The organism is Desertivirga brevis (assembly GCF_017355835.1).
The window spans coordinates 552,052-575,312 of sequence record NZ_JAFEWF010000006.1 but is presented as its reverse complement, the minus strand read 5'-3'; the positions used below and the strand labels follow the sequence as shown (position 1 = coordinate 575,312).

12 protein-coding genes are annotated in these 23,261 nt (G+C 41.9%); 5 read left to right on the top strand and 7 right to left on the bottom strand.

All coding sequences use genetic code 11. From position 1 onward, the window contains the following. Positions 1-15: 15 nt before the first annotated feature. The 7 genes from J4N25_RS17725 to J4N25_RS17695 form a co-directional block, all read right to left on the bottom strand. A complete protein-coding gene (locus J4N25_RS17725; protein WP_207423123.1) occupies positions 16-1,623 on the bottom strand; it encodes a beta-N-acetylhexosaminidase in 1,608 nt (535 codons plus the stop codon). Positions 1,624-1,645: 22 nt separating this feature from the next. Then, entirely contained in the window at positions 1,646-3,115 is a 1,470-nt protein-coding gene (locus J4N25_RS17720) for an alpha-L-fucosidase (RefSeq protein WP_242695916.1), read from the bottom strand. A gap of 190 nt (positions 3,116-3,305) precedes the next feature. After that, on the bottom strand, positions 3,306-5,816 hold the full coding sequence (locus tag J4N25_RS17715) for a carboxylesterase family protein (RefSeq protein ID WP_242695915.1): 2,511 nt from the start codon (positions 5,814-5,816) through the stop codon (positions 3,306-3,308). 99 nt (positions 5,817-5,915) lie between these two features. Further along, positions 5,916-7,508: a SusD/RagB family nutrient-binding outer membrane lipoprotein gene (locus J4N25_RS17710; RefSeq protein WP_207423121.1), complete on the bottom strand. Its 1,593-nt coding sequence runs from the start codon at positions 7,506-7,508 to the stop codon at positions 5,916-5,918. A gap of 72 nt (positions 7,509-7,580) precedes the next feature. Further along, on the bottom strand, positions 7,581-11,093 hold the full coding sequence (locus tag J4N25_RS17705) for a SusC/RagA family TonB-linked outer membrane protein (RefSeq protein WP_207423120.1): 3,513 nt from the start codon (positions 11,091-11,093) through the stop codon (positions 7,581-7,583). A gap of 198 nt (positions 11,094-11,291) precedes the next feature. After that, on the bottom strand, positions 11,292-12,413 hold the full coding sequence (locus tag J4N25_RS17700; RefSeq protein ID WP_207423119.1) for a FecR family protein: 1,122 nt from the start codon (positions 12,411-12,413) through the stop codon (positions 11,292-11,294). A gap of 161 nt (positions 12,414-12,574) precedes the next feature. Beyond that, positions 12,575-14,038, bottom strand: coding sequence for an alpha-L-fucosidase (locus J4N25_RS17695; RefSeq protein WP_207423118.1), 1,464 nt, complete (start codon positions 14,036-14,038; stop codon positions 12,575-12,577). A gap of 600 nt (positions 14,039-14,638) precedes the next feature. On the opposite strand from J4N25_RS17695, the gene J4N25_RS17690 reads away from it, so the two are divergent. From J4N25_RS17690 to J4N25_RS17670, 5 genes are all read left to right on the top strand, one after another. Then, the gene (locus J4N25_RS17690; protein ID WP_207423117.1) at positions 14,639-20,812 is read left to right on the top strand and encodes a T9SS type A sorting domain-containing protein; all 6,174 of its coding nucleotides are present in this window, start codon (positions 14,639-14,641) and stop codon (positions 20,810-20,812) included. A 360-nt stretch (positions 20,813-21,172) separates the two neighbouring features. Next, on the top strand, positions 21,173-21,520 hold the full coding sequence (locus J4N25_RS17685) for an ArsR/SmtB family transcription factor (RefSeq protein WP_207423116.1): 348 nt from the start codon (positions 21,173-21,175) through the stop codon (positions 21,518-21,520). A 35-nt stretch (positions 21,521-21,555) separates the two neighbouring features. Beyond that, positions 21,556-22,023 (top strand): SRPBCC family protein, encoded by a 468-nt coding sequence (locus J4N25_RS17680; protein ID WP_207423115.1) that lies wholly within the window; start codon positions 21,556-21,558, stop codon positions 22,021-22,023. Positions 22,024-22,114: 91 nt separating this feature from the next. Further along, positions 22,115-22,498 carry a DoxX family protein gene (locus J4N25_RS17675; protein WP_207423114.1) on the top strand — a complete coding sequence of 128 codons (384 nt, stop codon included), beginning with the start codon at positions 22,115-22,117 and terminating at the stop codon, positions 22,496-22,498. A gap of 101 nt (positions 22,499-22,599) precedes the next feature. Then, complete coding sequence (locus J4N25_RS17670; protein WP_207423113.1) at positions 22,600-23,121, top strand: hypothetical protein; 522 nt, start codon at positions 22,600-22,602, stop codon at positions 23,119-23,121. Positions 23,122-23,261 lie beyond the last annotated feature (140 nt).

Sequence of the window (23,261 nt, the reverse complement as noted above, 5' to 3'; positions counted from 1 at the left end):
TGGCTTTGAATTGATCTATTTTTCTTTCTTAACCGTCGACAGAGGATCGAAAAATGCCCTGCTATAATTTACCTTCCACAGGTCGTACCTGGAAAACTGGACTTTCAAACGTTTCTCGAAATCGCTCCAGTCGCGACTTTCTTTCGGACTCCACAACACTTCGCTTAATGCACTCATCCTTGGGAAGATCTGATATTCCACTTTTGCAGGATTGGTAATATATTCAGTCCAGACATTAGCCTGTGCCCCAAGGATATACTTATGCGATGCCACAGGTAGCGCTGCCGGCAATGGCTCGTAGCTATACACTTTCTGTACTGTTGTAAAGCCCCCAATTGTAAGTGAATCCTCTCTTGCACTTTGGGAATGGTCGAAATACACATAGCCTCCTGGTGTCATCATCACATAATGATTCTGCTTGGCAGCCTCGATTCCTCCCTCTTCACCCCGCCAGCTCATTACAACAGCGTTGGGTGCAAGTCCTCCCTCAAGGATCTCGTCCCAACCGATAATGGTTTTTCCTTTTCCATTCACATATTTCTCCATACGCTGGATAAAATAGCTTTGCAACTCATGCTCATCCTTCAGCTTATGATCTTTTATCCGTTGCTGGCATTTAGGACATTTTTTCCAACTGGTCTTAGGACATTCATCGCCCCCGATATGAATGTATTTAGAAGGAAAAAGAGGAATAACTTCGTCAATAACATCCTGAAGAAAGGAAAAGACCTGGTCGTTACCGGCACAAAAAACCTCGTCGAAGACACCCCATGTTTCCTGTACTTTGTAGGGCCCGCCAGTGCAACCTAAGTAAGGGTAAGCTGTAAGAGCAGCAGAGGCATGACCAGGCATCTCTATTTCAGGAACCACCGTTATATATCTGTCCGCGGCATATTTTACCACCTCTTTTATTTGCTCCTGAGTATAAAATCCGCCATGAGGGGTATTGTCATTCCCCGTGCCCGGATAATGACCTATTATTGTTCCCTTACGAACCGACCCCACCTCCGTTAGCTTAGGGTATTTTTTTATTTCAATCCTCCATCCCTGGTCGTCAGTAAGATGCCAGTGGAAGTAATTCATCTTGTGAAGGGCAAGGTAATCGATGTATTTCTTCACGAACGAAACCGGGAAGAAATGCCGGCTTACATCAAGATGCATTCCACGGTAGTCGAAACGAGGTTTATCCTGAATTGTCAGATATGGAATTTCAAGATTTTTTCTAGCCGGATCCAATGTTTGGATCAGCGATTGAACGCCGTAGAAAATGCCTTCTTCTGTTGCTGCATTTATAAAAATCCCCTCTTTTTTTACAGTTAAAGAGTAAGCATGAGCTGTTGTCACTGCCTTTTTGTCAAGGTTCAGAAAAATACCTTTTGATGTTTGCTTTGCGTTTTCCGAAAGGTTCAGATTATAAAACTCCTGCAAATAGGTCTTTAAAAATCCGGCTGATTTTTTTAAGCCTTGCTGCTTGTAAACAATTGGAGTACCTGTGCTCAGCTTAAAACTGCCTTCCGATTGGGAAAGGCTCATTTCAGCCGGACGTGGAATGATACTTACCTGCGCCCGAAGTTCCCCTCCAAGCGATAAAGCTACTAATAAGCCGACCAGGATCTTTTTCATTTTTGGTGTGTGTTTGATTGTATTAATAAGATTGCTTGTATAAACCGATCTCACTTAAAACCGGGTTCCTTCTTGATGAAAGGATATTTATTCTAAACTCTTTCCCTTTAACTGGAGGGAATTTACACAGTCGTTTATAACCTACCGTGGTTCCCTGCGCCAGGAGCTTCCACTCTCCATTACTTTTATACTCTAGACTGAAAGCCTCAACTCTCTGGCCCTTCATTATATTCTCCTGAATGGAAAGGATATCTATTTCCTGTGGTTCTTTTAAAGTAATATTAATAGTGGCAGTTGAATCTTTTCCTTTGGTGGTCCAATCAGTGGAATAAACATTATCGGTTAGCGCTTTTATTTGCCGCTTATTGCTACTGGTCTTTCCTTCAGATGCATAGTTCTTGGAGAAAGTTTTATTAAGTATTGATCGAAAACCTTTAAGGCTGGTCACGTCACTGTTGCTGATCAGCCCCCCTGTATCAGGAGGGATATTTAGGAGGAGAACTCCATTTTTTCCTACCGAGTGGAAATAGATGTCTGTTAACTTCTCAGGACTTTTTACCTGGTTATCCTCCTCCGGATGATAAAACCATCCCGGCCGTATAGATACGTCTATTTCTGATGGGTACCAGACAAGGGCCTTTGCTTTTACTATTTTTTCACGACTGCCGAGATCGTCTTCCATTCTGTTCTTCGGAGCAAAAGAAACCTCCTTTTGAGAGCCGGCTGCAATACCTTCCTGAGCCTGAAGATCCACCGGCACCACACTCCACTCCGTTTCCCTCCCATATCCGCTTTCAGTACCCACCCATCTCACATCAGGTCCCATTACTGCAATTACAGCCTGCGGCTGAAGCTTCCTGATCAACTTATACCAGCTATCAAAGTCATAGTCCTGTTTCTTTCCGCCTGGTCCTTCACCATTCGCACCATCAAACCAAACTTCATCTACCCTGCCATAATTTGAAAGCAACTCTTTTAACTGGTTCATAAAATAAGCGTTATAAGCCTGATTATTACCGAACAATTTGGAGTTCCTGTCCCATGGAGAAAGATAGATTCCAAAACCTATTCCGTGCTTCCGGCAAGCTTCCGCAGTCTCTCTTACAACATCGCCCTTTCCGGCCTTCCAGGGACTGCTTTTTACAGAGTAATCTGTATAATCGCTGGGCCAGAGACAAAAGCCATCATGATGCTTCGCCGTTAGGATAACCTGTTTAATCCCCGCCTCTTTACAAATCCTTACCCACTGTTCTGCGTCTAAATTAGTTGGATTGAACTTCGCGGGGCTATCCGTTCCATCCCCCCATTCTTTTCCTGTAAAAGTATTCATTCCAAAATGTATGAACCCCGTCATCTCCAGTTGCTGCCAGCGCAATTGCCTTGAGGTGGGAACAATAGTAGCAGCTTTGTCAATTATTTCTTCATAAGAATCACTGCTTTCAATAATTACAGAATTCCTCTCTCCTGTCTTCTGAGCTGAGGAATCAGCCATCCCGGTAATAATTAGAAAAGCAGTTAAATAATGAAGAAGAGAGTGGGAATTCATAATTATGGACTGAACTTTTTCGTAGGCTGCGAACTGTGCAGAGTGCGGCTAAGCCGCACTTTTACACTTTCGAACACTAACAATCAATATTTTTAATAAGGACAATATTTATTAGGAAACTGCTTACAACTCGCTCTTAATCCTGACTTATTTTCTGACCTTTTTCAAGGCTCCAGTCGTTTCCATAGTAACCTGCCTGCTTTATCGCAGAAGCGCCCTTTTCCAAAAGGTCGGCCTTGAAGATCATATAATCAGCAAAGCCGCTGCCTCCTGCAAAGTACTGATTAGCATCAGCAGCCTTCATACCTAATAATCCGCTACCTCCAATTACTGCGACAGAAGCTTTTTTACTGTCGCTTCGAGGCCAAACAAAATAAGCGGCCAGATCATCACCTCTGTATTTTTGATTTCCGGCAGTTACTACACCCTTGTCTACCTTCACAGGGCAATTCTTCAATAGTTTATTATAAGCCGAGTTAGTACTTGCATTACCGTAAATAATTACACCTCTGTCGGCGTACCTTGCCGGACTAAACTCTTTATCGGCAATAACATCCACACTTCCATTACCTCTGTAATACCATGATTCAGCGTCGTATCTTGCTTTGTTATAGGCCCATGCTTTTTCTGCTGCAGATCCAGAAGTACCATAAACAAAGACCATCCTGTTATTGAAGGCTTCCTTAATCGTACCGTTCCTTAGTGTACCTTTCTCTGAATCGGACAAAGCATTTCCAATGGTCCATTGGCTATTATTCCTTCTCAAGAACACCTTGTCTGAGCCAGACTTTGTACTGTACTTTATCTCACTACCATCCAGGGCGATCTTAACAGGAGTACCCGCGGAAAGGCCACTTAGATCGAATGAGACAACAGAGGCATTTTCTGTAGTACCGCTGATTGTTTTTAAATCATCTGAACGGGATAAACGAATGCGACTATATTTCAATGACTCCTGTTGCTGAAGGATTGAAACCCAGTGGAAGGAAGATGAAATAGCCGGATTAGCCGTTGTGAAATCAACATCTTTCACCGCTGTATCTGCAGGGATCGTGTGCCATTTGAAATAATCGAAAAGAGGAGCCCAATCAACGCTTTCATCTCCGAACCAGTGACTACCTCCCGGATATTCGTAATAACTCATATCCTTCTGAAATCCAGCGAGTACCTGGTGCATCTGCCGCGCAAAATTAACCGTTACCACTTCATCACTATCTCCATGATGAACGTATACACCCCCTGCTTTATAATTTTTAGCAAGCTGAAAAACATCGCTTTGATTGCTTGCCTGCAGAATAAGTTTCTCTACAGCTGGCTTTCCTGAGATATCCGGAATTTTTCCGTCAGCAGAACCATAACCAGCCAATGTTGGGTACCCTGCGCAAGGAGCTATGGCAGCCCACATACCAGGATAAGTGGCCCCAAGATACCAGGTACCATGACCTCCCATGGAGTGCCCGGTTAGATATATGCGTTTAGGATCTGGTTTAAATTCCTTTTTTGCTATCCCTAATACCTCCAATGCATCAATCCTTCCCCAGTCTTCCCAATTAAATCCCCTGGGACGGCGGTTGGTTGCTGCTACCAGAACACCTTCTTCCTTGCTTTTGTAAGCCCGGGCCTGATTGATGGCCTCTACTCCAGCTCCGTGAACTGAAAGGAATAGATCAGGGGTAGCTTTTCCTCCTTGCTTCTGAGGACTTACACTGAAGTATTGTGTACTCCCGTCGACGTTGCTGACAAAAGTCCTGCTATAATCCTCGGTTTCCGATACTGCCTCTATCCGGATATTTTGAACGTCGAGAGTTGAGGATCCCTTCACAAGACTAAGAGAACAATCGTACATGCCTTTAGCAGAAATAGCCGAAGGATCAATGTTAAAAGGAACCTTCCGTACAGACATAGCCGGGATGGAGGGAACGTTTAAATTCGCTGTTTTTCCTTCCAGCTTACTGCTGATTTTCAAGCCGCTTAGTGTCTTATCTGTATTGTTAACTATTACAACTGCACCGGAAAGTTGGTTCTTATCCCTCCCAGCGATTATAATAGGTAAAGTCGGATCTTTTATATTCAGGAATGTTGATTTCTGATCAAATAGAAGTTCTGCAGCTATCCCCTCTTCTGAGGAGAAACTGCTACCTCGAACGTAGAACTCGTTCAGGCCTTTTTTCAGCTGAACCGGCAAATAAAGATAGCCGTATGCATACAAGTCTCCCGCTCTAGGTTCTCCGTTTACATAAACCATGTTATTACCGCTTACATGCAAGATGGCCTTTTGCTCCTTATCTGACTGGTAAGTAAGATACAGATAGCCGTTGCTTAACGCCTTATCTTTAAATTTTTTATCTGTGTTTACAGCCAATGATCTCCAGGAAATATTCTCCCCTTTATCATTGGTTAAAAGGTTGGCATTTTCTAAAGGTGCTTTTATAGAACCCTTATAATAATTAAGGGCAAAAAAATCTTTATATAAAGCCTCGCGACCGTACCGATGTACAGATGGAGCGACAAGGCCTGTTGTAAAATTATAGTTTTGTTGAGCAGTTGCTGCAGAAAACAGTAAAAGGCTTAGGGGAATTGACAGCCCGAAAACATTCTTCAACTTCTGCGCTCCTGATTTAAGTGTGTATTTAGCAGTGTGGATCATAAAAATTTAGACATAAGAAAGCCAGTAACACACATAATGTGCGTTAAAAGGGGAATGAATGTCAGGTTGCATAATGCAACCTGACAAGAATGAAGGGAATTAATTAACGTCCCAGAAGATTTTAGTCGTTCTGGTATCTTCAGCCTTAACTGCCTCGTAGTTTGCAGCGTTAAACGTCTTTTCTACGGCCGGATAGAGTAAACGGGTCGGCGGACTTTCAAGGCCCACCTGCGTTTGAACAGGGAAAGTTAAAGTAGGAGTATTTGTCCTCCTGTATTCAGACCACGCTTGATTAGCCTGTAGGAAACCAAGGTGAAGCCATTTTTGAGTATAGATCTTCGCCAGCTTCTGAGCATCAGTACCTGAATAGTTTACTGATGAATTGTTAACAAAGTTATCAATTACGGAGCTTGCAGGCATCGTTTCTTTCCTTCCTCCTGCATCGTTTATACTATTTAAGTAGTAATAGAAGTTTATAGACTGACGAAGAGCTAAATCATAAGTAGTTTTTGCATCTCCGCTGCCCCATCGTTGAAAAGCTTCTGCCTTGATGAAATTAACCTCAGGAGCAGTTATTACAACTCCGGGAATCATTCTATTCTGCAAGAAGGTTGCAGAATCCAGTATAGCATATTCTGTAAAAATTAGAGTTTGCTGTTCCGCGGGTGTTCCTATAGGCATTGCTCTGTAAGTTGGATTAGGAATAAACACGCCATTAACGGTTCTACCGAACTTGTCGAACATCACGGGGATCCGAGGATCATTCGCTGGAAGCATTACGGTATTCAACATATAATCTGGTGCCCAATAGGTACTAACCTCTGTTAAAGCCGAATTTAATGTCTCATTATTTGTTCTTAAAGGCCTTAAAAGAATATCTGAAGTGGCTGGGTTATAATTTGATACTCCTCCTCCGTCTACAAGGGGATATTGTGCTGGATTACCTAGCATTTTCAGTATTTCCGTGCGGGCCATAGCTTCATCAACATTAGAAATCCGCATCAAAAGACGAAGTCTTATAGAATTTGCATATCTTCTCCAATTATCAACGTTACCCGACAACAGAATATCGTGCCTATTGAAGCTTGATGTTGTTTTTGCTGTTGCAAAGTAAGTGGCAGCAGCATCAAGACCAGAGATAAAGGTGTTGTATAACTCTCTTTGGTCATCATACTTGGGGTATTTCAATGTGCTTGTAGCATTCAAACTTCCCGCTTCGGAGAAAGGTATGTCTCCCCACAAGTCTACCAACTTAGATGCTTCATCGTATAATATTACACTTGCAGCCTTGAGGAAAATTTCATTGCTAGCTTTATCAGATTCTGGAAGCGCAGCGTATGCGTTTTCCATCTCTCGATAAAGAGCTAAAACTCCGCCTCCATTTACCGTAGATGTGTAGAAATCATTCCAGTAAGCGGAACTATAATTGTCGTTTTGCTCGTAAACTCTATTGGAATTTGAAAAACCACCAGTCTGGCCATAAACGATGGCATGTTGCGCTAAAAATGTTCTAACGTTATAATAAGAGGGTCGAACCCTGTCATTATTAAGCATTGAGGAGAAAAGACCTGAGACATTAGCTTCAGTTGATCTTTCTGGGTTGAAATACTTCTCCTCCAATTGCTCTTTACAGCCTGAAAGTAAAGTAGCAGAACCAGCTAATAAACAAAGGGCAAATAATATCTTTTTCATTTGATTTAATTTTCTGGGATTCTATTCTCTTAACGTCTCTAGACGTTAAGAGAATAGAATCCGGGGCTGAACTTAAAACTGAGCATTTAATGAGAAACCAATACTTCTTGTTGGTGCTGTTGAACCTACATCGATTCCTTGTGACCACCATTTGTTTCCAACCGGTGCTTCAGGGTCGAGGTTCTCAAGAGTTTTCCAGAAATAGAAAAGATTACGACCAATTACTGATAATCTCACATTTCGAACGTGCATTTTCTGAGCAAGCGATACCGGTAAGTTGTACCCTAGAACGGCCTCCCTCATTTTGATGAAGCTATTATCAAATACAGCCCCCTCTTCATTATCAGCTTCTTGCCCCCAAGCATATGTATTCATATAATACTCAGCTGCACTAACAACTCGGGTGTTAGGAGCTCCAGTTGTCTGATTCACCCCCTTCAACATAACGCCATCGTTATAGGTGACACCATTTACTGTGTATTGAAGACCTCCGTGCTCAGCATCCCTATACTGTAGTGTATTTTCAAACATTCCCACACCCATCATATATTTTGTAGGCGCTGACAACATTTGTCCTCCAAAACGGTAATCGACCGTAAAATCAAGATTGAAGCGTTTATAGTTGAACGAGTTTACTAAACCACCAGTGGCTTTAGGCATAATATTACCCACCTTTACAAGGGCAGAGCGATCATATACATAAAACCCGTTGTTATTAATATAATAATTACCATTTTCATCAGTAGCTTTACGATGAACCATTATATCTCCTAAGACACTACCGACATTTGAAGCAAAAAGAATTGAACCTTGCTCAAACTCTCTATGCTTCAGCTGTTTACTCTCGCCGTCAATATCAAGCAATCTTGTCCTATTCATTGAGAAATTTAGACGAGTATTCCATTTTAATGCTCCACTCACAGGTGTTCCAAATAGTGATAGTTCCAAACCTTTACTGCCGACCTTTCCGATATTAACAATCTGACCAGGAGCACCAACCGTAGGTGAAGTTGTTAGACTCAATATTTGATTCTTGATTTGGTTATCATAGTAGCTTATATCAAATCCAACCCTATTGTTTAAAAATCTTGATTCGACACCGAACTCCGCCTCATATTTCTTCTCAGGCTCCAGGGTTCTATTTCCATAAGTACCTGAAATGGTTTGTGCAGGAACAGAACCGTTAGCTGTTTGAAGAGATTGTTGAGAATAAGCAACGTTTGCCTCATACATTGGCGGACCGTTTCCTACTACCCCATAAGAAGCTCTCAACTTTCCAAAAGAGATAAATTTTGGCAATTTAAACGCGTCCGAGAAAACAAAACTTGAATTAAGTGAGGAATAGAAATAATTATTATACCCTGGCGCTAGAGAGGATATATACTCTTTTCGTGCTGTTCCTTCTAAAAACAAATAGTCTTTATATCCAAGGTTTGCAATACCCAAGTAGGCATATTGTAAAAATTCTTTCCGGGAAGCATTTGTCCTGGCTTGCGCATAGGTATTAGCTAATGAGAACCAGTTTTCTGTAGAAAGCCCTTGCTCTGTATTTGAACTCTGATCCCTGTATTCTTCTGTTCTGGATTGAAAACCTCCGGAGGCTGAATAGGATAGATCTCTTCCAATTTTATTGTTATAAGTTAGCAATGCATCTCCGTATAACACTGAGTAAAAACCTTTAGAAGTACTAAACCCTCCAGTACTACTTGTTGGCTGGTTGTAAATCAAAGGAACTTCGTTATATTGTTTTTGTTCAATATTTAATCCGGTATAATCATTACCTATGCGACCTCTTAATTTTAGATTTTTAACTACGTCCCAATTAGCAGTTACACTTGTAAGTAAACGGTTTTCCGTTTCGTCGTAACTGTTCCGGTATTGTTGCCAAAAAAGATCAAGAAGATTAGTAGCTCTTGTGTTATAAACAAAGGCTTCTGGCGACTGGGCAGCGTTAGCTAAAGTGACATACTTGTATCCCTGACTTGTCTTGTACTTTTCCTTCATCAATCCCATATCTTCAGTCCGGCTAAAGTATCCACCAAAGGAACCCAAAACTTGTCCTAATAAGTACGGACGATTATGAGTAAGAGTATTCATGTAGTTTACCACCACATCTGTACTTAACTTATTACTAATCTTTAAAGTACTATTTAGATTAAAAGTATTCCTTTCCTGCTCACTTCCCGGGTTAGTACCCTTATAGTCAAGACGGGTAGCTGAAAGACGATAATTTGCTTTATCTGTTTGATTGGAGATAGCGAGGTTTATATTAGAACTGAATCCGTCATCATATACGTCCTTGTAATTATCAGCACGTGGAGAAAATGAACGAATTGAGCCGTCCCACCATTTTACCTGCTGACCTTCCATCTTGGGGCCAAACTGGCCGTAAGCCCGGAAATAGGGTCTAAATCCACTTGGGGAGCTGGCATCAGCGATCCAACCTTCGGCAGTAGCCCCGTTAGCTAAGTTCGTCGCCCTATCATAGCCTGGCCCATACACATTCTGAAACTTAGGAAGAAATGCGGCATTTTCAAATGTTCCCGCATAATTGAAGTCAATACCAAGCCCTCTGTCTTTAGAACCTTTTTTTGTAGTAATTACGATAACACCGCTCGCTGCATCTGAACCATATAAGGCTGTTGCACTCGCTCCTTTAAGGATCGTCATGCTCTCGATGTCTGCAGGGTTGATATCTAGAATTCCATTACCGCGAATACGTTGATCATCCCAATAGTTATCATTGTTAGCTCCTGCCGCCCCATTTTGGTTGTCGTTCCGCATCATTATTCCATCTATAACATATAAAGGTTGCCTGTTATAGCCAATCGAGTTTATACCTCGAACCTGAACGTTTACTGCACTACTTGCCCCCCCAGGAGCCGTAGTCACAGAAACACCTGGCGCCTTACCGTACAATGCAGAACCAATATTGGTGTTTCCAGATTGAGTAAGATCTTTCGAATTTAAGGTAGTAACAGCATACCCTAAAGCTTTCTGCTCTCTTTTGATACCAAATGAGGTTACCACAATCTCCTTCAAATTATTTGCAGAAGGATCAAGACGAACGGTAATAGAAGACTGTCCATTCACTGGAACCTCTTTCGTGATATATCCGATATAAGAAATCACTAATACTGCATTATCAGCGGCGTTTACCGTAAAGTTACCGTTAACATCTGTAGAGGTTCCAACACCTCCACCTTTAACCTTTACTGCTGCCCCAATAAGCGGCTGACCTGTTTCATCAAGTACACGTCCTTTAATAACAGCCTGAGCAACATTCTCTTTCGGAACAATCACGATGAGATTACTCTCAAGAATGTTATACGTAAAACTAGAGTTTTGAAGTACCTGATTAAGCACTTTTGACACCTCTGCATCCTTGACACGCACATCTACTCTTTGCTCAGCAGGTATGTTGCGATTGCTGAAAACGAAGCGGTAAACCGTTTTAGCTTCTATCTCTGACAAAAGATCCTGGAACCCTACCGACTTGAGGTTTAATGTAACCCTGGTCTGCGAGAAGGCGCCTGCTAACGCGTGAAAATTAAAAACCAGCAATAATCCTAAGGTTAATTTCATCAAAAAAAGACACTTTAAAAGTCCATAGGGGACCCGGACGTCTTGACGACGTGTAAAAAATTCCATATTTTTACTTGATTTTAGTTTATTATTCGCTTCTGGCAGGAAGCAATGATTAATCTTTTCAGCCGGAAATTACTCCAATAGTTTCCGGTTCTTTTTTTGTAGCATTCTTACTTCATATCTAATAGTTAGAGGTTAATATATTGTTACGGTCGACTTTTCTATCTTGTATTTAAAGGCAAAACCTTCAGTCATCTGCAGGGCTTTCAATGCTTCATCCAAAGTTTCCTGTTCATAGGCCCCGGTAAACCTTAAGCCCTTTACATTCTCTCTTTGGAATTTGACGTCTACGTTATACCAACGCTCCATCTTGCGTGCAACAGACTCAAAATCCTCTTGCTTAAAAATCAGCTTATTTTCCACCCAGGAAGTCTCTATGGCAGTAGTATCACTATCCTTATAATAGGTGATGGTTGTAAGCTTTGATATTTTCTTATTTTCTCCCTGCTGAACCCGACTATTCTCTCCATTAACAGGATCCTTACTGTTCATTATCACCAGCTTCTGAGATGGCTTTAATACAACTCGTTCGTCGGGATGGTCATTCATCGATACCGCTATAGAGCCCCGTATTAATGTTGCTTCTGAAGTTTTATCACCTCGGTAGGATTTAACATTGAAAGTTGTTCCCAAAACTTTGATATTCATCTCATCAGCATGGATGATGAAAGGGTGCTTTTTATCTTCTCTCACATCGAAAAAACCTTCTCCGGTAAAATAAACCTCTCTGGTTTTTCCATCAAATTCTTTGGGATACTCTAACTTGCTGCCCGCATTTAGTATAATTCGTGTACCATCAGGCAAAATGAATGAAGATTTTACCCCCTTAGGTGTTACCTTAACCAGCCAATTTTCTCCTCTCTTACTCGTATTCTCGTCATTGATATAGTTATAAGTAAATATCGAAAGAACTGCTATAGAAACAGTAGCCGCTATCTTTAACGTGGCTGCTAGCCAACGAGCAGAAAAACTGCTTCTGGATTTATTCTCTTCAACACTTTCGGTATCTTCAAAATATGACGGAGAAGATTGCTCCAAACTCTCCCGCTCCTTTATTTTACCTAGAACTTTACTAAAAACGGCCTGACTATCTATCTTTTTCTCATAACTTCTCCCCCAGTACATGCGGTATAGCTCAGCTTCCTTGCGGTATGATTCATCCTCTCCTATCAGATAAGACAACTCCTGTCTTTCCTGATCTGAGATCTCCCCCGCGAGGTCCTTTGTAAGAAGTTCTATAAATCTCTCTTTAATCATTTGTAAAGGTGAAATACCTCCATTTAATAGAAGGACAATAATTTCTTAATATATGCTTACAACAATATTATTTTTTTGAATTATTATTAGAATAAACAAAACTGCCGATAATTTCCTCTTACCTTCATGAAATAACCTATTTCTTCCAAAGAATTGTAAAACTATTTTTGTACATCAAAAGAAATAGCAAGGGCTGTGCTCAAAAGCGGATCTTTTTCTTTAAGAGAAGAGGGTAGATAAACTTTTGTAAGACCATTCTCATTAGTCCAGCGTAAACTTTCTCCTGTACTTAATAGCTTCATTTTAGATCCAGCATGCGGCTTATTACCATTCCATGAGATGTTGTCAGGCAAAGACTTATCAGCAGAAGCATAGAGGGCGTAAAAGGTTTTTGAATCCTTACTCCTGGTAAACCAAACATCACCCTGCCTGTAGTTATCAACAGCTCTCGTATTATAAATCGCCGGACCATTCAATTTCATCCATTTACCGATATCCTCTAGTCGCTGAATGACGGCTTCGGGTAAAGTCCCATCCGCGCGAGGGCCAACTCCAAGTAATAAACTTCCACCTTTCGCTACTATTTCTATTAAGGACCGGACAACGGTTGCTGCGTCTTTATATTGGTCGTTAGGAACATATCCCCATGCTCCTCCCAGGGTCATACAACTTTCCCAGGGATTGTCGATCTTATGGTCAGGGATCCTCTGCTCTGGTGTCTGATAATTTTCATAAGGGCCATGGACAGTACGATCTACCACAAGCAATCCTGGCTGAGCCTGTCTTGCCATTGAAGCGATACGTGGAATATCAATTTCCTGATTTCCTTCCGGAATTTTAGCCCCCCAGCTTCTTACCTCATCATTAACGGTAGAAAGGGGCCTTACCCAGCCTCCGTCCAGCCAAAGGATATCGACGGAACCGTAATTATGCATAAGTTCGGAGATCTGGTTATAGCTGAACTGCTTGAACTTATTCCAGCGCCAGGCATACTTACGGATATCATAGTTTGCATTCCTATCAGCTGTAGCATACTTTGGCCACCAAAAATATTCTGAATGCCAGTCGGGCTTTGAAAAATAAGCTCCGATCATGAAGTCCTGCTTCCTGAAGGCATTAAATACATGACGGGCAACATCAGCACGGGGATTTGAAGCAAAAGGGCCGGCCGATATTTTAAAGTCGCTCTCCTTGGTGTCGAACATGCTAAAGCCATCGTGATGCTTCGTGGTAAATACAAGATACTTCATACCTGCATCCTTTCCCGCTTTAGCCCATTGCTCTGGGTTGAACCTTACAGGATTAAACAGCTTGCTTTGGCCCCAGTACCACTTCTTATAATCTTCATAAGCAATAGTACTATCCCGCTCAATCCAGTCTTCAGAACAAATGGACCATGATTCAATAATTCCAGGAACTGCATACAGTCCCCAGTGAATGATCATACCGAACTTCTGATCCTGCCATTTGTCCAGTTTCTTTTTTACCAAGGGATCGCTTGGCCATTCGTATAATTTCGATTGCTGGTGTACACCCTGCTCCTGGGCGGAGATTTCTGCATTGTAGGAGACCGCAGCAAACACAAGGGCTAATATTTTTTCTTGAATAGAAATTTTATTGAACATAAAAATTGGGCATTAAGCACCCAATAATAAAGACAGCCGCAGGATAAAAAATGCTTACAGACAAAATATAAATGAGTGTTTTAAATAAAAAAGAAAGTTGAAACGAGGATTTGGTAGAAGAAATTCCCACTCGATGCACGGTTAAAACCCAATTAACTGAGAATATAAAATAAACACTCCTACGATTTCTATTTTCCCTAAAAACAACGATCGAGTTAGTCCTGTAGAGAAAAAACATCATTATGTGAAATAAGGTGGAAAAATATCACATTAACAAGCCTGGTTATTTAAACAAATAAAGACAAAAAGTCAAACATTGAAAAATATTTTCATAATGATTAACACGACACTTTTGTTGTTGCTGTTTTTATCTTGCCATTTTTATTCTCTTAAGTCTCATCTTTTAGCTGCCAAAATCACCAGGGTAATCATAAACAAAAACAGCTGGTGAAATTATTGCAATACACTCCCCGAGTTTAGTAGGGTATTCATTATGCTCAATAATAATCAAGAATTCCACCTATTCACAGAAGTGAACTAGATTGTATTAACGCTAAAGGATATTCTGTTGACGACAGAATATCCCTAAAACCTAAGTAGATGAGTTTCTCATTCAGAAAATTACTGATTTGCGCTGCTACAAGCGTTCTTTTATTACCAATTAAAAATGTCTTTGCTCAGTCTTCCGGAGACTACCGTAGCTTCTCATCGGGAAACTGGAATGCAGCAAGCACCTGGGAACGATTTGATGGCAGCAATTGGATTGCATCCCCACCACAAGGAACTCCTACTAGTACAATGGGAACAATCACAATTCAGGCAGGTCATACTGTTACGATTACTGCGAACATTTCTATCGACCAGGTTACGATTAATTCCGGCGGACAGGTGGTTCTGAACCCTGGGGTTACTCTTACTGTAGCAAATGGCCCAGGTTCGGCACCAGATCTTTCTGTATCTGGTATTTTCAAGAACGCAGGTACCATAACTAGAACAGGCACAATAGCCTTCAATAGTGGTGGCAAATACCAGCACAACTTCACTACTACCGCTGGTAGCATTCCCAGCTCCACATGGAACTCAGGCTCCACCTGCGAAATTATCGGATACTCCACTTTAGGCTCTTTGGGAAATATCGGCTTCGGCCAGAGTTTCTATAATTTTACATGGAACTGCCCAGCCCAAAGTACTGTATTAAGCATGTCGGGGGGACTAACAACTGTACGTGGGAATCTTTCCATCATATCAACCGGCACCGGCGTTCTTCAACTTGCCAATAGCCTTTCCGCAAATAGAACGCTTGCTGTAAGTGGCGATTACCTTCAAAGCGGTGGAACTTTAACTCTGTTAAATGCAAACAGCACCTACTATTCATATCTAAATGTAGCGGGCAATTTCTCAATTTCTGGCGGCATACTGCAAAAAGGAGCCGGGAATGGCCGCATTTTTTTTACCGGGACAGCAGAACGTACTTACACTAAAAGTGGCGGTTCTATCTCAGGAGCTATCCCTATCACCATAAATAGTGGTGCAATTGTAAACTTTGGAACTTCAGTTTTAGACGGGTCATCTCCTTTCACCCTGGCGAGTGGCGCTACTATTATCACTTCTCATCCTAATGGACTTGGGAACAATGGTTCCATCCAGACAACAGGTACCAAAAGCTTTAATAGTGGAGCTAACTACCAGTTTAGAGGTGCTTCCACTGGTACTTTTACGACAACCACGGCAAATACCGTAAAGAATATTACGATCAATAGCTCTGGTACTTCGCTTGCACAGAACTTTATAGTGAACGGAACCGTTGCACTTACCTCAGGCAATCTTTCCTTAGGCAATTACAATCTAACTATTGCAGCCGCAGGGGCTATTGTCGGCTATAGGTCTTCCGCCTATATAAAAACCGAAGGGACCGGTCAGTTAAAAAGAACCGTCTCTAATATCGCAACGGTCTTCCCGGTGGGAAAATCAAGTTACAACCCAATCACTCTTACTAATTCTGGAACTTCCGACGTATATGGAATACGAGTAGCAGATGGTGCGATTCCAGCTAATATTGCGTACGCAGATCAAACAGTGAACAGACGTTGGGTTATTACAGAAAACACCGCCAATGGAAGTAACTTATCCGTAGTGGCCCAATATAACAGCGGTGAGGAAGGCAACGGTTTTGATTTAGGAACTTACAATTTTATTGGCTTTTATAACGGGACTTTCTGGCAACAGAACAGCGCAGCCAAAGCCGGTGTGGATCCCTACACCTTCAGTTCTTCAACAACCTTTAGTGCAATGGGCGATCTGAGTACGGGAACAAAATACTTTGGAATAGGAAGGAACAATGGATTCATAGCTCCTTCAAAGCTTGTAATCACATCCATTTCTCCCTCGGTACCTATCGCAGGTACTTCATTCAGTGTTACTGTACAAGCCCAGGATGCCAACAACCAACCAGCAATAGTGGGAACAAAAACTGCATTTGATATCAGCAGCAGCGGACCAGCTGGACCTTTATCTGGAATCATAAGCGGCACAATTTCCACCGGTGCAAACTCTGCCACTGTCAGCGGGGCGAGATTCAGCTCATTCGGGACAGCCGCTATCACAGCAACAAGAACTTCCGGTATCAGTTTGAGCCCGGGCACCAGTTCTGTATTTGATGTTCTAGCAGCAGAGCCGCAGGTTCAAGCCTCAGATATTAACTTCTCTGATGTCGACGGAGGTGGCATGACAATCAATTGGAATTCAGCCCCTGACACTTATAGTATCGTATTAATGAAGTCAGGAGGTACTGTAAATTCGAATCCTGTTGATGGAACTTCCTATATTGCAAATAGTGCGTTCCGCTCTGGCAGTCAACTCGGAAGCGGTAATTTTGTAGTTTTTAATGGATCCGGAAGCAGTGTAACAGTTACAGGACTATCAGCAGGAACTACCTATTATGTAGCAATTTATTCGTATAACGGCACAACGAATTTCACAAACTATCTTACTACCAATCCGGCTACTGAACATCAGCGGTCCCTCGCCAGAGGCGATTTTAGGAGCAAATTAAGTGGTGAATGGGGAAATACATCCAACTGGGAAACCTGGACCGGCAGTCAATGGTCTGCCCCAAACAGCTTCCCCACCAATGCAAATGGAGTGATTACCATACGGGAGGGACATACCATAAGTGTTGCCACCAATGTAACAGCAGACCAACTCACGGTTGAAAAAGGTGGAACATTGTTTATTAACTCGGGCAAAACCTTAACTATAGCGAATCTGACTTCCGCCTCTATCGAAGCTGAGATCAACGGCACAGTGAATATCGCGGGCACCCTAACTGGTTCTGGTTCTACCATTTGGATAAATGGAGGATTTGTCAAAAACTCTGGCACTTGCGATATACCCTCCTACATTTTCGACAATAAGGCCTCCTACGAACACGCGAGGAACGGAGGCAAGGTACCAAACGCAACATGGCAGGAAGGGACCACCTGTCTGGTCACTGGTATTACTAACTCTACTACCCTTGAGGGGATCACTGGAGAGTTCTTTCATAACTTCATATGGAATTGCCCCTCACAAACTTCTGCGTTAAATATGCGGGCAAGCACAATGGGAGTTAGCGGCGATTTTAAAATAGTTTCTACTGGTTCAGGATCTCTCCTCTTGAATTCTACCACATCTACTTTAACGATCTCCGGGGACTATATCCAGAATGCTGGAACATTTGCTGTAGTGTCAGGAGATGCAGGCACCCTTAATATCGAGGGAAACTTTTCTCAAAATGGAGGCTCTCTTACAACAACCTCCGGCGCAATAGCAAGAGTATTTTTCACCAAACCGGGCAGCCAAACATTCACTTCCTCTAATAATACAATAGGTTCCCTCGTTGAATTCACTGTCAACAAGGGTTCTACACTTTCTCTTGGCACCAGCGTTATTACAGGCAGAAGCTTTACCCTTTCTTCCGGAGCTGAGCTGCAGACTGCTCATCCAGAAGGGATTTCCTCTTCCGGAAGTATTGGCGCAGTGCAAACCGTTGCGAGGTCATTCCATTCTGGGGCCGATTATACCTTCAATGGAACTTCTGAACAGGTTACAGGGAACGGATTACCCTCCTCCATAAGAAATCTAACTATCGATAATACGAGCGGAGTAACCCTTTCGTCAAATTGCTCTGTGAATGGTACCCTCTTACTGAACTCTGGACTGTTTAATATTGGTACAACTACGCTTACTGTTATTTCTGATATTTCCAAAACGGGAGGAAGCCTGGCAAGCGCAGCAACAGGAACTGTAATTTATAACAAAGCGGGTAACGGACAAACTGTAATTAGCGGAAGGTACGGCAACCTCAGTTTTTCCAACTACAACAAAGTTTTTGAAAGTGCCGCAAACAGCGGTAATGAGCCCCCCGACCCTGCAAATATTTTAATAGCTGGAACATTAACGACAGGTACTGCTAATGGGCATAATACAGCAGAAAGCATCATTTCGTTTAACGGTAACAGCGCGCAGGAAATACCAGCTAGTCTGCAGTATTACAGCCTCTATCTCAGTGGCTCGGGAACCAAAACTATTAAAGCAGCAAGCCTTAGTGATTTTAGGATTAGAGGGAACCTTGATGTTAATGCTTCAGCAGATTTCAATAATATCTCCTCCATCTTTGTGGCAAAAAATATTTCCGGCAGTAAGGCCCTCAACACTGGTTCTATTCCTGTCATGATTGGAGGTGACTGGAAAAATACAGCAACGGGTACTAATGTAACGGGTTTGTATACTTATAATGGAGAATCATCGACGGTGCAGGAAGTTGGGGCACTTAATTATAAGGATCTGACAATTACTGCAAGCAGAGGTGAATCGTTTCCTCTCACAGCCACTGCTGTTAGAGGACCTGTTTCAGTTTCTCGCACCCTTACAGTTGGCCCGAACTGCGAGCTTGCTTCAAATGGGAACATTACTTTGCTTGCTTCTGAAAACTCCAACGCTAATGTGGCTCCACTAGTTGAAAATGCTTTAATAACTGGCGACGTAAACGTGCAGTCCTTCATCAAAGGGGGAGCTTCAAGCCTGAGAGGTACACGCGCGATGAGTTCTCCCATTAGTAGCACCAACATCTATGAGCAGTTGAAGTCTTTTATTCTTGTCACGGGCCCTTCCGGTGTCGCTGGCGGTTTTGATGCAGGAGGGAAAGCTCAACCTAATGCTGTTACCATCACCAACTATAATGAAGCAGCAGGGTTATCGCAGTCGGCATTTATTCCAATTGAGACTCTCGATGATGCAGCTAATCCCCCAGGTGTGGGTTTTATGGTATTCTTCCGTGGAGATCGATCAAATGCCTCTTCAAAATTAAACGCCCCCTTCGCTGTTCCCGAAAATGTTACTGTTGTATACAATGGCCCCCTTAACCAAGGTGATATTGAAATTCCAGTACCAAACAGTAACAACCCCGGAGATCCTTACAATGGATATTTGCTTGCTGGAAATCCTTATGCATCCACTATCGACTTCCACGAACTACTGGAAGCATCAGATGGCATAAATCCCATTGTTACCATTGTCAAGGCGGGTCAGCCAGCCGCAACCTATCATGCAGATCTTAACTTGTCTGCCAATTCTGGTTCCAGGTACATTCAACCCGGACAGGCTTTCTATATAAGCGCAATTGAAGAGGGTGGCGTTTTACGGTTTAACGAAAACATCAAAAAAATTGGAGATGATATTGTACCGGGCAGGCTATTAAGCAGCCCCGTAAACTCACCTATTGGCGATTCCATTAAACTTCTCAGCCGGCCAAAAACACAAAAGTTATTCTCAAGCTCTACCGAAGCTAAAATCCTTCGCATGAGCATAGGAGATTCAAGGAGTTCAGAAGAAGCAATAATTGCATTTCGTGAAGATTTCTCAAAAGAAGCAGATAAAAATGATGCTCCCTATTTTGCAGGGACTACGGTTAACCTTTCTACCTTATCTTCAGACAGCGTAGCGCTTAGCATAAATACTGTTCCATGGGAGAATATGAAAGAAATCCCCTTAAATGTTAACGCATCCTACTCGGGTTCAATGACATTACATTTCACGGAAGTTCCGCATTCCTTACTTTACGAAATATCTCTGAAAGATAACCTGAACGGCGCTAACGTACCTGTAACAGCAAATGGTGATTACAACTTCCAGATTGACTTAAGCAATTCCAGCACTTTTGGTTCCGGCAGATTAGCGTTAGTTGTTTCGCCTGCAAAAATCCTTGCTGTTCAATTGAAAAGCTTTACTGTTAAGAAGATCCCAACAGGAGCTGAAATAAAATGGAATACTACCCAGGAAAAAAATAGTCATAGCTTTCAAATAGAACGTTCCATTGATGGAAAAACTTTTACCGTCATTGGTTCCGTCCCCGCTGCGGGAAACTCTTCTGTAACTCAAACCTACTCATACGTTGATAGTAATCCTGCCGAAGGTGTTAACTATTACAGACTTAAAGAAATAAGTACCAGCAGAGGACCCTCCTACTCGAACACCATAGATCTCAATTGGCAAATCAGCTCAACTGTTGAACTTTCAGTCTACCCTAACCCAACTGAAAAAACATTGTCTGTTCAGTTTCAGGGCTACGAGAAGCAATTAAAATTTAGTGTTTTTGACCTACAAGGCAGGGAGCTGCGGATAGCAGAGGGAAATCAGGTAAATGTAGAAGACTTACCAAGCGGTACCTACCTGATCAGAGTAAGCGAAAGCGCAAATGGGAATGTACTTGGAACAGAAAAAATCATAAAGAAATAATCCACTCATCGTGAAGTCACTGAAAACCTCTCTAATTGCAGGAATATGTGTAATCATGTCTCTGCTAAGCTTTGCCCAAGAATGTGACAGCAAATTAGATCCATTCCAGGAGTGTCCGGATCCTGATGAATACAGTCCCCTCGACAGGGGTGTTTGGTTTTTATTTGCGGCAGGTAGCCTTTACGGCGCCAAAAGGATACAAAAGCATACAAGAAACACCAAGGATTCAAGCGCTTCCCAATGGATTTATAGGTTGCAAGGCTCTATACCCTTGAAGCGGTAAAGGATTTACAAATAAATAAACATTTTATTTGTGTAGCTATATAACTACATTTATATTTGTAGCTATATAGCTACATAATGAATTTAAGGAGAGATGTATTTCAGGCTATAGCAGATCCAACAAGAAGAGCAATACTCTTACTGCTGGCCACCCAATCAATGACAGCCGGGGCAATTGCCTCAAATTTTGATACGGCAAGACCTACTGTATCAAAGCACCTGCAAATTCTCACAGAATGTGAGTTGTTGGAACAGGAGCAAAATGGCAGAGAGATCTACTACCATTTGAACCCTCAGAAGATTAAAGAAATTGCCTCTTTTATTGAACCCTTCCGAAAATTATGGGAAGAGCGGTTTGATAAACTGGAATCCATAATGAAAAACTTTCAGGGTAATAAAGGCAAGGAAGAGGGTGCGAATAGCTGACATCTAGATAAAAAACAAATAAACCATCAAGAAAAATGGAACCAAAAACAAAAGTTAATGCAAAAGAAGGCCGGAACGACCTGGAAATAATCAGGGAATTTGACCTCCCGGTCGAGTTACTTTTTAAAGCCTATGTCGAGCCGAAGATCCTTGAGCAATGGATGGGTACCAGGGTAATTAAACTGGAAAGCAGAACTCATGGGGCTTATGAGTTTGAGACTTCAGATAATAAAGGAAATGTTGCCTTCATCGCCCATGGAGTAATTCATGAATTTAAAACCGATTGCAGGATAGTCAGGACCTTTCAAATGAAAGACACTCCATTTCCTGTACAACTGGAATTCTTAGAGTTTGAACGACTTTCCGACAGTAAAAGCAAACTTACGATGCACGTGATATATAAATCGGTTACCGATAGGGACAACATCTTGAGATTACCTTTTGCTTATGGTATTAATATGGCACATAACCGCCTTGAATCCATAGTCCACAAACTAGTCTAAATCCTCCTGAATAAAGACCCAAAACTGGAAATAAAATTTCAACAAGGTCCTTTCTGCCAACATAAAAATAATTAGCCTTTCAAGAAACACAATGACAAAAAGAAATAAAGTAATCTATTGGATTGCCACACTCTGGCTTTCCTTGGGAATGGCATCAACTGGCATAGTTCAAATAATTCATATGCAAGAAGAGGTCATAAAAATGAAAGCTTTAGGATATCCCGTGTATTTCCTGACTATAATAGGTATTTGGAAAATATTAGGAGTGATCGCAGTACTTGTTCCTCGACTTCCCTTGCTTAAAGAATGGGCCTATGCGGGCTTTTTCTTTATCATGACCGGTGCCATTTTTTCTCATTTAGCTATGGGAGATCCTATAATTGAGCTCTTCGGCCCGGTATTACTACTTATCCTGACAATAATATCCTGGTTTTTAAGGCCAGCTGATAGGAAGCTAATGGTTAATCAAACCTAAAAGTATCCTCCTTACCTAAATTACTTCTAAATAAAATCAAATTGTAACCCGGAAGGAAGTTTTTCGTTAGCAAAAGGAGTTCAAATTATTCTTAATTACTCATGCATTACAAAACGTTCTCCGAGGATACTCAGATCAGTGGTTTTGCGATCAGCGCTGCCTTAAACGCTCTTTCAGTTAACGGCGTATCAATTGATCAAATCCTCCAACATCACGGGTTAGGAAACCTGGTTCCCGACCAGTGGTATTCCTTCCAAACCTGGCTTAATGCGCTTGCAGAAGCTGCAGAAACATACGGCCCTAATACGATTTTTACCCTGGGTAAAGGAATCGCGGATAGCATCGAAAATATTTCTAGTTTTCAAGACCTAATCGCTGCTCAGTCTGCGGGTTTTCAAATGGTTCACCATAAAGGTGACGCAGGAAGCTCTGAATTATTAGCTATAGATCAGGAACGTCGTACTGCAACAATGAAAGCCCGGTCGCCCTACCCTCCCGATTACTATAGAGGAATAATTATAGCTTCTTTAAGAAAGTTTAAGCCATGTATGGGGGCTGTTCCAAAAGTGAATGTTGAAAGTACAGATGATCCTTCAATAAATATTTACCATATCACCTGGTAAAAAAACTTTCATTAGCAGAACCTCAAAAACAGAGGATGAAAGTAGCCTGAAGGTTCTTCTTGCCCTTAAAAATTTAGCGAAGCGATCTCATTGAGGCCTTTAAAGAATAATTAATGATCTCGATAAAACAGTCAGACTTT